This is a genomic window from Actinacidiphila acididurans (assembly GCF_016918855.1).
Lineage (GTDB): Bacteria > Actinomycetota > Actinomycetes > Streptomycetales > Streptomycetaceae > Actinacidiphila > Actinacidiphila acididurans.
Genome location: NZ_JADKYB010000025.1, coordinates 18,452 through 32,889, shown reverse-complemented (window position 1 = coordinate 32,889; position 14,438 = coordinate 18,452). Strand labels below are relative to the sequence as shown.

General features: G+C 74.7%; 11 protein-coding genes. 6 read left to right on the top strand and 5 right to left on the bottom strand.

All coding sequences use genetic code 11. The features are described from left to right. The first annotated feature begins 99 nt into the window (after window positions 1-99). Both ITX44_RS33455 and ITX44_RS42425 read left to right on the top strand, forming a co-directional pair. Window positions 100-4,074: a S8 family serine peptidase gene (locus ITX44_RS33455; protein ID WP_205362329.1), complete on the top strand. Its 3,975-nt coding sequence runs from the start codon at window positions 100-102 to the stop codon at window positions 4,072-4,074. 280 nt (window positions 4,075-4,354) lie between these two features. After that, the gene (locus ITX44_RS42425; protein ID WP_205362328.1) at window positions 4,355-5,377 is read left to right on the top strand and encodes a helix-turn-helix transcriptional regulator; all 1,023 of its coding nucleotides are present in this window, start codon (window positions 4,355-4,357) and stop codon (window positions 5,375-5,377) included. Window positions 5,378-5,444: 67 nt separating this feature from the next. On the opposite strand, the gene ITX44_RS33445 is transcribed toward ITX44_RS42425, so the two are convergent. Continuing rightward, window positions 5,445-6,224, bottom strand: coding sequence for an SDR family NAD(P)-dependent oxidoreductase (locus ITX44_RS33445; protein ID WP_205362325.1), 780 nt, complete (start codon window positions 6,222-6,224; stop codon window positions 5,445-5,447). Window positions 6,225-6,378: 154 nt separating this feature from the next. Here ITX44_RS33445 and ITX44_RS33440 point away from each other — a divergent pair, with 154 nt between their 5' ends. Then, window positions 6,379-7,218 carry a helix-turn-helix transcriptional regulator gene (locus tag ITX44_RS33440; protein ID WP_205362315.1) on the top strand — a complete coding sequence of 280 codons (840 nt, stop codon included), beginning with the start codon at window positions 6,379-6,381 and terminating at the stop codon, window positions 7,216-7,218. A 38-nt stretch (window positions 7,219-7,256) separates the two neighbouring features. On the opposite strand, the gene ITX44_RS33435 is transcribed toward ITX44_RS33440, so the two are convergent. Both ITX44_RS33435 and ITX44_RS33430 read right to left on the bottom strand, forming a co-directional pair. Further along, entirely contained in the window at window positions 7,257-7,943 is a 687-nt protein-coding gene (locus ITX44_RS33435) for an alpha-ketoglutarate-dependent dioxygenase AlkB family protein (RefSeq protein ID WP_372441068.1), read from the bottom strand. Window positions 7,944-7,996: 53 nt separating this feature from the next. Then, a complete protein-coding gene (locus ITX44_RS33430) occupies window positions 7,997-8,557 on the bottom strand; it encodes a winged helix-turn-helix transcriptional regulator (protein ID WP_236062167.1) in 561 nt (186 codons plus the stop codon). Between the two features lie 99 nt (window positions 8,558-8,656). On the opposite strand from ITX44_RS33430, the gene ITX44_RS33425 reads away from it, so the two are divergent. Next, window positions 8,657-10,138 (top strand): MFS transporter, encoded by a 1,482-nt coding sequence (locus ITX44_RS33425; RefSeq protein WP_205362313.1) that lies wholly within the window; start codon window positions 8,657-8,659, stop codon window positions 10,136-10,138. A gap of 241 nt (window positions 10,139-10,379) precedes the next feature. Here ITX44_RS33425 and ITX44_RS33420 read toward each other — a convergent pair whose 3' ends face one another. After that, on the bottom strand, window positions 10,380-11,282 hold the full coding sequence (locus ITX44_RS33420; protein WP_205362597.1) for a 5'-3' exonuclease: 903 nt from the start codon (window positions 11,280-11,282) through the stop codon (window positions 10,380-10,382). 79 nt (window positions 11,283-11,361) lie between these two features. Here ITX44_RS33420 and ITX44_RS33415 point away from each other — a divergent pair, with 79 nt between their 5' ends. Then, on the top strand, window positions 11,362-12,090 hold the full coding sequence (locus tag ITX44_RS33415) for a helical backbone metal receptor (protein ID WP_205362311.1): 729 nt from the start codon (window positions 11,362-11,364) through the stop codon (window positions 12,088-12,090). Window positions 12,091-12,117: 27 nt separating this feature from the next. Here the strand turns inward: ITX44_RS33415 and ITX44_RS33410 are convergent, their stop codons facing one another. Then, window positions 12,118-13,242 carry a TDT family transporter gene (locus ITX44_RS33410; RefSeq protein ID WP_205362309.1) on the bottom strand — a complete coding sequence of 375 codons (1,125 nt, stop codon included), beginning with the start codon at window positions 13,240-13,242 and terminating at the stop codon, window positions 12,118-12,120. Between the two features lie 70 nt (window positions 13,243-13,312). On the opposite strand from ITX44_RS33410, the gene ITX44_RS33405 reads away from it, so the two are divergent. After that, window positions 13,313-14,320: a LysR family transcriptional regulator gene (locus ITX44_RS33405; RefSeq protein ID WP_205362307.1), complete on the top strand. Its 1,008-nt coding sequence runs from the start codon at window positions 13,313-13,315 to the stop codon at window positions 14,318-14,320. Window positions 14,321-14,438: the final 118 nt, after the last annotated feature.

Below are 14,438 nucleotides of genomic sequence, written 5' to 3'. Positions count from 1 at the left end.
CCGGTGTTCGCGGCGGCAAGGACCGGCACGAGCTCCCCCCACGCAGACGGACCCGCACACGCGCCGCCCCCGAAGTCCTCACGCGCAAGGAGCACGTTGATGCACCGACATGTCAGACGGGCCGCCGCCGCGCTGGCGCTGCTGGTCCCCCTCGTGGCGGCCGGCCCAGCCATGGCCGCGCCCGCCGGCGACACCCCGTCGCCCGCCCCCGCGGCGCCGGCCACCCACAGCCTCACCCTTGCCGACGGCTCCAAGGTCGCCTGGTCGGACGACGGCACCGGCACCCTCACCGACCCGCAGGGCCGCACCCGCGCCTTCCCGGTGCCCCGCTCGGCCGGCCGTACCGGCCTCGGCGCCACCCTGGCGCCTTCCACCGCGGCGATCACCGCCCGGGCCGACGCCACCCGCGCGGCCTCGTACACCCTCGGCACGAAGCAGGGCGCCGCCGCCCAGCAGGCCCCGGTCCAGCCGATGAACACCGGCGCGGTGAAGCTGCCGAACGCCGCCAAGGCCGCCCTGCGGCAGAACGCCCGGACGGCCCCGCAGCCCGCCGCGACCGCCGCCGGCCTGCCCGCCAACGACGGCCTGAGCACGTCCTTCCAGTCCTACCTCAACGCCCAGGGCGTGGACGCCGCCGGTGCCTTCGCCGACGCGGCCACCTACCTGCACGCCCTGCCCGGCGCCGGCCAGATCGTCACCAACGTCTCCATCGGCGACCTCACCGACCGGTCGATGGCCGACAACGGCGACGACTACGTGCGCGTGTACGGCCCGACCACCGTCGTCGAGAACGGCCAGCGCTACCTCGACGAGCCGTCCATGCCGCTCATCCCCACCTACACCGCCGACAACAACGGCAAGCTGGACCCGCTCGGCTCGGTCGAGGGCCAGGACCCCAACCTCGGCGAAGTCCTCCTGGACTTCTCGATGATGGCCCCGCTGCCGCACGACCAGCAGCGCCCCGGCGCCACCGGCAGCGGCGCCACCGACCTGCTCGGCATCGCCCCCGGCGCCCAGTACCGCCTGGTGGTGCCGCAGGAGGCCAGCTACGCGGGCATCGCCGCGGCGCTGAAGGCGGCCGCCGACCAGCAGCCCCGCCCGAGCGTCATCACCGCCAGCCTCGGCTTCGGCACCGACGAGCAGATCGGCTTCCCCGGCCGCTACCTGGAGGACGACCCGACGATCCGGGCCACCCTCACCTCCATCGTGAAGTCCGGCATCGCCGTGGTCGTCTCCTCCAACGACGGCACCCGGCTGGCCCTGCCCGTCTCCGTCGGCCCGGACGGCGGCAGCACCCCGACCGACACCACCACCAAGCCCGGCGCCCAGACCGGCATCGACGACGTCGAGCCCACCACCACGCCCTCGCAGGTGGTCGACAGCGGGGTCATCGCGGCCGGCGCCACCACCACCGACGACACGCTGACCTCCGCCGACACCGCGCAGGGCGTCTACCCGACGACCCGCTACAACGGCTCGGCCGCCTACTCCTCCGGCTTCGGCACCCGCGTCGACCTCGCCGCCCCCGGCGACGACCTGCCGTCCCTGATGCACGTGTGCACCTCCAGCCCCTGCAAGGCGCAGGACGTCGAGGTCGTGCTCAACGGCGGCACCTCCGCCTCCGCCCCCGAGATCGCGGCCGCCGTCGCCGACGTGCTCCAAGCGGCCAAGGCCACCCACCAGAGCCTGACCCCGCGCCAGGTCCGCGACCTGCTCGTGTCCACCGGCAGCCCGATCACCCAGCCCCCGCAGGCCGACCAGCCGCTCACCATGGGCACCCAGCTGGACGTCACCGCCGCCGTGGAGAAGGTCCTCGCCAAGCGCTACAGCATCGCGACCCGGCCCGTACGGCTCTCGGTGGCCCAGCGGCAGCTGCTGCCCACCACCTCCGGCACCGCGTTCACCGAGTCCACCGACCCGGCGGCCATCGACCTGTCCGGTCCCGCCGACGGCAACGGCACGCCCTCCGGCCAGAACGCCGTCTCGCCGATCACCCTCGGCCTGGACATGACCGGCGACCGCGGCGGCCTGACCTACCGGGTACAGGCCGGCGCCAAGGGCGTGTTCACCTCCGCGCAGCCCAGCGTGCGCCTCACCCCGGCGCAGATCCTCGGCGCCGCAGGGCTCCCGCTCGCCTCCGACACCACCCGCACCGTGCCCGTCACCTTCCAGGCGCTCCGCGGTGGCAAGGTCGTCGGTCAGCTCTCGCAGGACCTGACCTTCCTCGCCGACGACGCCACCTACGCCCAGGCGCTCGCCCCCGCCGCCCCCGGCGCCACCCCGCTCGGCCGGCCCGTCACGGTCTCCTACGACCTCACCGGCGTACGCGGCCTGAACAACCCCAGCCTGGTGCTCTCCTCCGTCGGCCACTACACGCCGAGCGCGGCCGTGGACGACTTCAACGTCCAGTGGTCCACCCCGCTCACCGCGGACAAGGGCACCGTGACGATCCCCGCATCCGCCTTCACCGCGGGCGGCGCCGGACTCTATGGCGTCGGCATCCAGCAGGCCGACTACTACGGCCTGCCGATCTACGGCGACTTCCGCGCCCTGCGGATCGGCCCTGCCGCCGACGAACGCCCGGCCGCACCGCTGCTGAGCACCGGCGGCTACACCCTGGCGCACGCCGCCGACACCGCCCGCAGCGCCCCCAAGGCGACCGTGAGCTGGGACGCCAGTGCCGTATCCGGCGCGGACGGCGCCGAGTTCGAGGTGATGTCGCCCGGGCCCACGCTCTACGGCTCGGTGAACACCGTCACCAACCAGAACGGCAGCCGACGCGACGACGACGGCTTCAACCACCCGTCCACGCTCACCGTGAAACTGCCTTCGGTGAAGGGCACCACCACCCTGGACCTGGCGGCCCTCAAGCTGCCCACCGGGCTCCAGTACCCGGTACGGGTGCTCGCCACCCGGCACGGCTCGCCGATCGGCCAGGCCTCCCCGACGTCCTTCCTGCAGTACCGCGACGGCGACCAGGTCACGGGCACCGTGGAGAGCTTCACCGTCTCCGGCAGCAAGGCGCTGATCTCCACCGACGCGTTCACGTACACCGGCGGCACCGAGCTCTACCACCTGGACCGCTCGGCCACCACCGGCTACGACCTGGCCACCGGCACCGCGGGCAGCTCCTTCGCCGAGTCCACCGACGGGCAGTTGATGCAGGAAGTGCTCGGCACCGACCCGGCCAGCGGCCATGCCCTGATCATCCACACACCGTTCGCCGGCTCGCAGGCCGAGATCGACGTGGAGGACCCCGCCACCGGCACCCCGGTGAAGGTCACCCAGCTGTCCGACCTGCTCACCGACAGCGCCTACCTGGAGGGCGGCACGGTGGACGCGGCCCGCCACCGCGGCCTGGTCACCACCTACGAGCCCGACAGCGGACTGAGCCGGGTCTGGTCGGTCGACATGACCACCGGGCAGGTCGGCACGTCGCTGGCGCTCAACCCGCACAACCTGTACCGCTCCTACAACAGCGTCTCGGTGGACGCCTCCACCGGCGAGGTGTTCGTCGCCACCGGCGGCACCATGGGCCCGTGCCTGTACGGCCGCGTCCCCTACGGCGCGGTCGGCGCGGACTTCGGCACCGGCACCGTCACCCCGGTCGCCTCGATGCCGCTGTGCGTGTCGGCCCTGCTGCCCGACGGCAAGGGCGACAAGCTCTACGGTGCCATCGGCGCCGCCCAGCCCAACCCCGAGGGCGGCAACTTCCCCACCAGCACCTGGCTGACCGCCGACCAGAAGACGCTGACGACCGCCGCCACGGCGGACACCGGCACCCGCGGCCCGGTCTGGCCCGCCCTGGACGACACCCACCAGGTCGCCGTCGAGGCGAGCCTCTACGAGAACGGGGTCGAGACCGACAACAACGCCATGAGCGAGATCACCGTGCTGGACCCGGCGACCGGCAAGGTGCTGGCCCGCCACCCGGTGGCCAACCTCGTGGACTCCACGATCGCCGGCTCCAACTTCGACTTCACCGGCCGCCAGGGGCTCTTCCTGGACCCGGCCACCCGCACCGGGTGGGTCATCAACGCCTGGGGCACGGGGCTGGAGCAGTTCTCGTACTGATCCGATCCCCGGCTGAACTCCCGCTGATTTCCTGCCGAGGGCTCCCGCCCTCGGCAGGGGATCGGCGCGCACCCTCAGCCCGCGCCCGCGAGGTCCCGCCGCTGCGGCGGTCACCCCGCGGGCGCGGGCTCGTGCGTACCGGCTTGTCCGCACGGATACGGTTTCGGGCCGATCACAGGAGACATCTTCCGTACTCCTGGTGTACTTATTGAGGACGCCTGCTGTGACAACCGCGGAAACCCCGACCGGTACGCCGCGGCTGCGGCTAGAGTTCCCGATCATGACCGAACGTCCGTTTGAGGCCCTGGGGTTGAGTGCCGACGCGGACCGGGCGTACCCCCTGCTGGTCGCCGCGCGAGGGGTCACCCCGGCCGAACTGGCCCGGCGGATGGGGGTGACGGCGGACCGGGCCCGGGCCGCCTGTCTCGAGCTGGCCGCCCGTGACCTGGTGCGGATCGGCCGTGGCGACCGCTGGTACCCGGTGCCGCCGCAGTCCGGGCTGCTGCCGCTGGTGGTCCGCGCCGAGGAGCAACTGCGGCGCAGCCGTGAGCTGCTGGACCGCCTGGACCAGGAGTACCGCCGGGTCCACGAGGGCCAGCGCGCGGAGGAGGCCGTCCGCGTCATCGAGGGCGACTCCGCGATACGGTCCCGGATCGCCGAGGCCCACGCCGGCGCCCGCAAGGAACTCATGGTCTTCAGCCGCACCGTCCCCGGCCGCCCCGGCCACTCCGACCCCCTCACCGGCGGCCCGGACACCGCCCACCCCACGGGGCGCTCCCGCGGCCCCCGCCGCCGTGTCGTCGTCGAACGCGCCGGCCTGGAAGCCCAGGGCGCCGCCGTCCCCTACACCGGCCCCGACCAGCCCCCCATGTCCATCCGCGTCACCGAACGCCTCCCCGCCCGCATGGTCGTCGCCGACCGCAACCTCGCCCTCCTCCCCCCTGCCGCCGACGCCCGCCCCCCGGACCCGCTGCTCCTGGTGATCCGCCCCAGCAGTCTCCTGGAGGCCCTGATCACGCTCTTCGAAGCCGTCTGGACCGCGGCCGTCCCGCTCGCCCGCCCCACCGCCGCCCAACCCCACAACGCCCTGCACCTGCGCATCCTGGCCATGCTCGTCACCGGCTCCACCGACGTCGCCATGGCCCGCGCCCTCGGCGTCGCCGTCCGCACCGTCCAGCGCCACATCGCCTCCATGCAGCGCGACGCCGGCGTCGACAACCGCGTCCAACTCGTCTGGCACGCCGCCCGCCACGGCTGGCTGGACGACGATCCCCTGGCCACCGAGACCCCCGAGCCGTCATGACCCGGGCCGACGACCGTGCCGGTCGATGGCCGGTCGACGGCCGGTCGACGGCCGGTTCAGCGTCGACTCAGGCGGACCGGTAGCGCGTGGCCAGCTCGGTGCTCTGCCCCCCGAAGGCGGCGAGGTCGGCCGTGAAGACCGCGTCCAGCAGGCCGGCGTCCTCCACGCCCGGGGCGCAGACGGTCTCGCCCAGCTCCAGGCCGCGCAGGCTGGCGGTGACGACGTCGTCGGCCGTCATCCGGGGCACGCCGCTCAGGTCCAGGCCCTGGCGCTCGTGGAACTCGGTGGCCACCACGCCCGGGCACACGACCTGCACCCGGACCCCGGTGCCCTCGAGCTCCGCGCCGAGGGTCTGGGACATCGCGACCAGGTAGGCCAGGCTCCCGCCGTAGACGACGCGGCGCGGCATCTGGGCGTGCGGGGCGGGGCCGCTGAAGGCGATCATGCCGGCCACGTTGACGATCGTGCCTTCGCCGCGCTCCTGCATGCCCGCGACCGCCGCCCGGGTGAGCAGGGTGGGCGCGAGGACCTTGACGTTGACGAGTTCCGCGGCCTTGTCGGCGGGGAGCTGGGCCAGCGGCATGTAGTGGGCGACCCCCGCGTTGTTGACCAGCATGGTCAGCGGCTCGGTCGCGCAGATCGCTGCGACCGCCTCAATCCCCTCGGTCGTGGACAGGTCGGCGGCCACGGTCCGGACCCCGACCTCCGGGTGGGCGGCGGCGAATTCCGCCAGGCGGTCCTCGCGCCGGCCCACGGTCACCAGGTCGTAGCCGTCGGCGGCCAGGCGCTCGGCGAAGGCCCTGCCGATGCCGGAGGTGGCTCCGGTGACGAGTGCGAGCTTGCTCATTGCTGACGTTCCTTTCCCTGGCCGGCCGTGGCGGCCGGTGTACGGCATCGCACCCCCAAGCCTGGAAGACGGCCGGGCGCGCAGCCAGCGTCCCTTCTTCCTGGGACTACCGGTGCCAGGCAGGGCCGGCCCCGGGGCAGGCACACTGGCAACCATGGCAGCGACGGAATTCGGGCAGGCAGTGCGCAGGTGGCGCGAGCGCACCTCGCCGGAAAGCGCCGGACTGCCCCTCGGCGGCCGGCGGCGCACCCCCGGGCTTCGGCGCGAGGAGCTGTCCCAGCTGGCCGGGATCTCGGTCGACTACATCACCCGCCTCGAACAGGGCCGCGCCACCAGCCCGTCCCAGCAGGTCGTCGAAGCCCTCGCCAGGGCCCTGCGGCTGTCGGGCACCGAGCGCGCACACCTCTTCCGGCTGGGCGGGTTGCAGCCGCCGCAGCCGGACAGCGTGCCCGCCCACCTCACGCCCGGCGTGCAGCGCGTCCTCGACCGGCTGACCGGCACCCCGGTCGCCGTCTACGACGCCGCCTGGACGCTCCTCGTGGCCAACCCGCCCTACGCGGCGCTCATGGGCGATCCGTCCGCCTGGCGCGGCCTTGAGCGCAACGCGGTGTGGCGCAACTTCCTCGGCCCGAACGACCGCGTCCGGCACACCCCGCAGTCACGGCACGCCCTGCAGACCGCACTGGTCGCCGACCTGCGCACCGCCACCGCCCGCTACCCGGCCGACCAGCGACTCAAGCGTCTGGTCGCCGAGCTGCACGGCGAAAGCGACAGGTTCGCCGAGCTGTGGGACACCGGCATCGCCGGTCACCACGAGGCCGCCCGCAAGACGATCGACCACCCGCACGCCGGCGCCGTCACCCTCGACTGCGACATCCTCACCGTCGCGGGCAGCGACCTGCGCATCATGGTCTACACCGCCGAGCCCGGCACCGAGGACGCCGAGCGGCTCGCGCTGATCACCACCCTCGGCACCCAGACCCTCGTCGGCTAGCGCCGGCCCGAAGCGCCTCGCGCGACCGGCCCGCGCCCTCACATCCCGGTCGTCCGAAGCGTCACGTTGAGCCGCCCCTGCGCCAGCCCGGTCGCCGGATCGCCCGTCCCGGGCAGCACCTTCGGCACGCCGTGGTACGCGTACCTCGACGCCCCGCCGAAGACGAACAGATCCCCGGACACCAGCTCCAGGTCGGTGTACGGCTTCCCCCGGTTCTCGGTGTTGCCGAACCGGAACACGCAGGTGTCCCCGACGCTCAGCGAGACCACCGGCGCGTCGGCCCGCTCGTCCTTGTCCTGGTGCAGCCCCATCTTCGCCTCGGCGCCGTAGAAGTTGACCAGCGCGGTGTCCGGCTCGTACGCGGCGGCGTCCCCGTACGACTCCCCGTACGCCTCGGCCACCGCCCGCCGCCCCCACTCCGCGAGCCACTGCGGCAGCGCGGCGACCCGCGCCCCGTTCACGTCGTCCGCGGTCCGTGTGTACCGATAGGGCGACCAGTGCCACCCGAGGCACACCGTCTGCACCGACATGACCCCGCCCCGCGGCAACCGGGTGTGCCGCATCGGCACGGGCCCGCGCGCCCACTCCCGGCACGCCGCCACGAGCCGCCGCTGGTCGTCGGGGGAGAGCCAGCCGGGCACGTGAACGGCCCCCGGCGCCGGATACGACCGCTCCCGGGCCGTCAGCGCGTCGAACGACCCCTGCCCGGCCGGCTGTCCCGCCACGACCACCACTCCTCCCGCTCCTACGACTCCAGGGTGACGCGGTGTCCCGCCGCTCAGGCCTCTTCCGGGACACGCTCCGGCCGGACCGGGGTGAGGCTCTCCCGGGTGACCGGCTGCGCGCAGTGCCCGCAGCGCAGGTCGAGCTCGACCGAGTGGCCGCAGGTGTGCTCGAAGGCCACCGAGGGGGCGTCCACCGCCCACTTGTCGCCCCACTCGCGCAGCGCCAGCATCACCGGGAACAGCTCACGGCCGGCCTGCGCCAGGTGGTACTCGTACCGCGGCGGGTGCTCGCTGTACTGCCGCCGCTCGATCAGCCCCGCGGCCTCCAGCTTGCGCAGCCGGTCCGCCAGGATGTCCCGCGAGGCCCCGGTGTAGCCGGCGATGCGGGCGAAGGTGTGCACGCCGTACGCCATCTCGCGCAGCGCGACCAGCGCCCACCGCTCGCCCACCACCTCCAGCGCCGCCGCGATCGAGCACGGCCGTACGGCCAGCGGCTGCGCGGCCATCACCATGGCGTCGGGCCGCGTCGGGCCGGCACCCGTACCGGTCGTGCCGCCCGCACCGCTCGATACGGCTGCCACGCCACCGGCCTCCATGCCCGTGTCCTTCGTCATGGGTCCAGCGTAGTCCCGGGTCAGTTGGTATTCGCTACTCACTCCTGCTAGCGTCGCCGAAGTGAGTAGGAAATCACAACACACTCTTCGAGGGGCCCGATGACCATCCGCGAGCAGGTCGGCCCGCAGGCACAGCCGGTACGAACGGCCGAGGCCGCGGCCCCGCAGGCCCCGCCGGGACCCGCGGCCGAGCAGGACCGGGCGGCCGCGCGGCGCGCGTGGCGCGTCCTGGCGCTGAGCAGCCTCGGCGTGTTCGTGGTGTTCCTCGACACCACGATCGTCAACGTCGCCTTCGAGACCATCAGCCGCAGCTTCCACACCACCACCGGCCACCTGGCCTGGGTGCTCAACGCCTACAGCCTGGTGTTCGCCGCCGTCCTGATACCGGCCGGGCGGCTGGCCGACCGGTACGGCCGCAAGCGGATCTTCCTCATCGGCATGGCCGGCTTCGCGGTCACCAGCGCACTGTGCGGGCTGGCCCCGAACGCCTCGGTGCTCATCACCGCCCGCGCGCTCCAGGCCGCGTTCGCCGCCCTGGTCACCCCGACCTCGCTCGCGCTGGTGCTGCCCGAATTCCCGCCCGCGCGCCGCCCGGTGGCGATCGGCACCTGGGGCACCATGGGCGCGGCAGCCGCCGCGATCGGCCCGACCCTGGGCGCGATCCTCGTGCAGTACGCCGACTGGCGCTGGATCTTCCTGGTCAACGTCCCGATCTGCGCGGTCGTGGTGACCGCCGGCAGCCGGCTGCTGCGCGAGGGCCGCGACCCTCAGGCCGCGGGCCTGCCCGACCCGCTCGGTGTGCTGCTGGTCGCCGCGATGCCCGCCGCGCTGAGCCTGGCCATCATCGAGGGGCCGTCCTGGGGCTGGTCCGACCCGCGCGTGGTGGCTTCCTTCGCGGTGGCCGTCGCGCTGCTGCCGCTGTTCCTGTGGCGCACCCGCACCGCCCGGCACCCGGTGATGGACCTCGCGCTCTTCAAGGTCCGCCAGTTCCGCCTGGTCAACGCGGCCACATTGGTGTTCGCCGCCGCCTTCTACGGCATGCTGCTGAGCAACATCATCTTCCTGCAGACGGTGTGGCACTACTCCGTGCTGCGCGCGGCGCTCGCGACCGCGCCCAGCCCGCTGATGGTGGTGCTCGTCGCCCGCCGCGCCAGCCGGCTCGCGCACACCATCGGACCCAGGACCGTACTGCTCGCCGGCGGCCTGCTGTGGGCCGTCGGGCAGGGCGGCCTCGCGCTCGGCGCCGGCGGCCACCCGCACTGGCTCACCCACTGGCTGCCCGCCGCCATGATCACCGGCCTCGGCGTCGGAATGACGCTGCCCGCGCAGTCCGGCGCCGCCGTCCAGTCGCTGCCGCCCGCCCGGTTCGCCGTCGGCTCGGCTGTCAACGCCAGCTTCCGCCAGCTCGGCGCGGTCCTCGGCATCAGCCTCTTCGTCGCCGTCCAGGGCACCCCCGGCGCCGGCGGCCTGCTGACCGCCTTCCACCACACCTGGTGGCTGTTCGCCGCCCTGGGCCTGGCGGCCGGCCTCGCGGTGTGGACCCCGGCGCTGCGCCTGCGCAGGGGCGTACGAAGCATCTGATCCGACCGGCCCCGGAACGGCCGGGTGCGGTACGGACCCGACGCGCGCGGGCGGGCGGCGCGGCCGGGAGTGGTGACCGACCGGCACGCATGGTCCGGCGGCGGGCCGTCAGCTCGATACGGCCCCCGCTCCCGCATCGGACCAAGGCATGTGCGCGTGGGTCCCGCGGCGGGCCGTCAGCTCGATACGGCCCCGCTCCCGCATCGGATCGAGGCGGGTGCGCGTGGTCCGCCGCGGGCCGTCAGCCCGTCGCCGCCAGCGCCTCCAGCAGCCGGTTCAGTGAGCCGCCCAGGCCCCAGCGGTCGGCCAGGGCCAGCAGGGCGGCCGGGTCGGCGGGCTCGCTCGGCAGGCGGTGCGTGGCAGCTGGCACGGGTACGTCCCGCGCCACCCCGACCACCTTGGGCGCGACGTCCAGGTAGTCCGCCGCATCCAGTACGGCGCGCCGCCGGGCCGGGGTCAGCTTGGCCAGCGGCTCCGCGGCGGCGGCGCGCACCCCCGCCAGATCGTCGAACCGGGTGATGAGCTCGGCCGCGGTCTTCTCGCCGATGCCCTTCACGCCCGGCAGCCCGTCGCTCGGGTCCCCGCGCAGCGCCGCGAAGTCCGCGTACTGGTCGGCGCGCACCCGGTACTTGGCGAGGATCGCCTCCTCGTCCACGACCTCCAGGTCGCCGACGCCCTTGCGCGGGAACAGCACCCGCACCCCGCGGCTGTCGTCCACCAACTGGTACAGGTCCCGGTCGCCGGTGACGATCAGCACCGGGGTGCGCGCGACCGCGGACAGCGTGCCGATCACGTCGTCCGCCTCGTAGCCCGGCACGCCGATCCGGGTGATACCGATCGCGTCCAGCACCGCCTCGATCACCGGGACCTGCGGCGACAGGGTGTCCGGCACGTCCTCGGCGCCCTCGGTGCCGGTGACCACCCGGTGCGTCTTGTACGACGGGATGAGGTCCACCCGCCACGCCGGCCGCCAGTCGGCGTCCATGCACGCGACCAGTTCGGCGGGGGAGTGGTCGGTGACCAGCCGGGCGATGAAGTCCAGCAGCCCGCGAACCGCGTTGACCGGGGTGCCGTCGGGGGCCCGCACCGACTCGGGCACGCCGTAATAGGCACGGAAGTACAGGCTGGCGGTGTCGAGCAGCATCAGGGGGCCGCCGGGCGTCCGGTTCGTCACGGCGCCAGCATGGCACGCCCCACCGACAGCCCGGCCGTACGGTGGACCGGTGAGCCCCGGCCCCCGTTCCCGCCTCCGCCGCGTCGTCTCCCTGGTGCCGTCCCTGACCGAGGCGGTCGCGGTCACCGCGCCCGGCCTCCTGGCGGGCGCCACGAACTGGTGCAGCCACCCGCCGGACCTGGCCGTCACCCGGATCGGCGGCACCAAGAACCCGGACGTGCCCGCGATCACCGCCCTCGCCCCCGACCTGGTGATCGCCAACGAGGAGGAGAACCGCCCCGCCGACCTGGCCGCGCTGCGCGCCGCGGGACTCGCGGTGCTGGTCACCGAAGTACGGTCGCTGCCGCAGGCGTTCACCGAACTGCACCGGGTGCTGGTGGACGGCTGCGGCCTGCCCCGGCCGGCTTGGCTGGACGCGGCCGAGGCCGCCTGGGCCGCCCTGCCCGCCCCGGCCCGCCGCCGCACCGCCGTCGTCCCCGTCTGGCGCCGCCCCTGGATGGTGCTCGGCCGCGACACCTTCGCCGGTGACCTCCTGGCCCGCCTCGGCGTCGACCACGTCTACGCCGACCACGCCGAGCGCTACCCGCGGGTCGACCTGGCCGCGATGCGCCCCGCCGACCTGGTCGTGCTGCCCGACGAGCCGTACCGCTTCACCGCCGACGACGGTCCCGAGGCGTTCCCCGGCCGGCCCGCCGCCCTGGTCAGCGGGCGGCACCTGACCTGGTACGGGCCCTCGCTCGCCGAAGCGCCCGCGGTGCTGTCCGCGGCGCTCGGCTGAACCCGCTCGGCCGCTGCGACGGACCGCTCAGGCGGCGGCGTGACGCGGCAGCAGCTCGCCGCGCACCACACCGCGTACCGTGCCCGTCCCCGCCGCCAGCACGGCGGCGACCAGCAGCACGTACAGTCCCGCCGAAAGCCCCGACAGCGCGTGCAGCCCGGTGTGCCGGGCCAGCCCCTCCGCGCCGGTCACGCAGGTGCCGACCGGGAAGGTGAAGGCCCACCAGACCATCGAGAAGCGCATGCCTCGGCTCACCGCGCGCACCGTCAGGGCCGCGGCCAGCGCCAGCCACAGCAGCGCGAAGCCCATCACCGGCACCCCGTACAGCAGCGTGAAGGCGTGCAGCGCCGCCGGGTACGGGGCCGGCAGGTGGGCGGCCGGCGCCGCGTCGGACAGCGTGCCGGTCGCGGTGACCGACTGGCCCAGCGGGCCGAGCACCAGGAACAGCGCGGGCGTCAGCGCGATGGGCAGCGAGTCGGTGCGCAGCAGCCGCGACCAGACCAGCGGCAGCGCCACCAGCGTGGACAGCAGGCTGATCCCGAACATCGCCAGGCAGCCCAGCAGCAGCGCCTCGCGGGCCTGCCCGGCGCCGGCCGGCAGGTGCGGCAGCAGCGCGGGCCCGAGCGCCGCGGCGACCATCGGCGGCACCACCGGCAGCAGCCACGCGGGTGTGGCGTCGTCGTGCCCGATCCGGTGCCGGGTGATCATCAGATACGGCACGCCCGCCGCGACCACCACGCCGGTCACCGCCCCCGCGCTCCACAGCACCGCGTCCAGCACCACCCCGCCGTGCGCGCCCACCACCGGCCGCCCGGCGGTCAGCGCGCCCGCGCCCACCGCCAGCATGGCCATCGACAGGCACCCGTAGAACGGCGCCACCGCCGGGTCCAGCAGGTCCCGTACGCCCGCGTCGGGGTGGCGCACCCAGCGCACGGCCCGTCCGGCGAGCACCGCGACGAGCATCGCCGCCGCCAGCACCCACACCCCCTCGCACACCCGCGGCAGGAAACCGGTGCGGTAGGGGAGCGCGACGCCCGCGTTGGCGGTGATCGCCGTGCCCATCACGGTGGCGTACCAGTTCGGCCCGAGGTGCCGGAGCCTTTCCGCGCGGGAATCGGCGGCGCGCGGAGCCGGAGCAATTGCTGTGACCATGCCTCGACCCTCGTCCCGGCCGCTCGCCGCCGGTAGCACCCGCTCGGCTATCGGGTAATAACCTGGCCTTATGACCAGGGACGACAGTGGCGGCCGGCCCGGACCCGCGGGCCGGGCCGGGGCGCCGGATGGGCCGGCCGTGCCGGAGCCGGTGCCAGGCGGGCCGCTGTCCCTGCGCGTGCCCGCGCTCGCCGAGTTGGAGCTGCTGCTCGCCGTCGCCCGGCTGGGCAGCCTCGGGCAGGCCGCCCGGGCGCTGGGCATCAGCCAGCCGGCCGCCAGCGGACGGCTGCGGGCCCTGGAACAGCGGCTCGGGGTCCGGCTGGTGCGCCGCTCGCCCGGCGGCTCCCGGCTCACCGACGAGGGTGCGCTGGTCAGCGAGTGGGCGCGCAAAATCGTCGAGGCGGCCGAGGCATTCGACGCGGGTGCCCGGGCGCTGCGCGGGCGGCGCGACTCCCGGCTGCGGGTGGCCGCCAGCATGACGATCGCCGAATACCTGCTGCCCGGCTGGCTGGTGGCCCTGCACGCCGGCCACCCCGGCACCGCCGTCTCGCTCGCCGCCGGCAACTCCGCCACTGTCGCCGGCCAGGTCCTCGAAGGCGCCGCCGACCTCGGCTTCGTCGAGGGCACCGAGGTGCCCGCCGGGCTGGACCGCGCCGTCATCGGCCACGACCGCCTGCTCGTGGTGGCCGCCCGGCCGCACCCCTGGGCGCGCCGCCGTATCCCCGTGCCAGCAGCCGAGGTCGCGGCCACCGCGCTCGTGCTGCGCGAACCCGGCTCCGGCACCCGCCAGGTTCTCGACGCCGCCCTCGCCCCGTACGGCGGCCCAGCCGCCCCGCTGCTCGAACTCGCCTCCACCACCGCCGTGAAGGCCGCGGCCATCAGCGGCGCCGGCCCCGCGGTGCTCAGCGAACTGGCCGTCGCCGAGGAACTGGCCGCGGGCCGGCTGACCGCCGTGCCGGTGGCCGGCCTCGACCTCGCCCGCGCGCTGCACGCCGTCTGGCCGGCCGGCCACCGCCCCGCCGGACCCGCCCGGGACCTGCTCTCGCTCACCCGCCGGCCCCGCGACCGACCTTCGTGACCGAGCCCCGCGACTGACCGCCGCTCACCGCTGTCCCGGGCCGGCCGAGGTGACCGAGCCGGGGTGACGGAGCCGGGGTGACCGATCGGCCGATCCGAGGATCTGATGGGTCACTTCC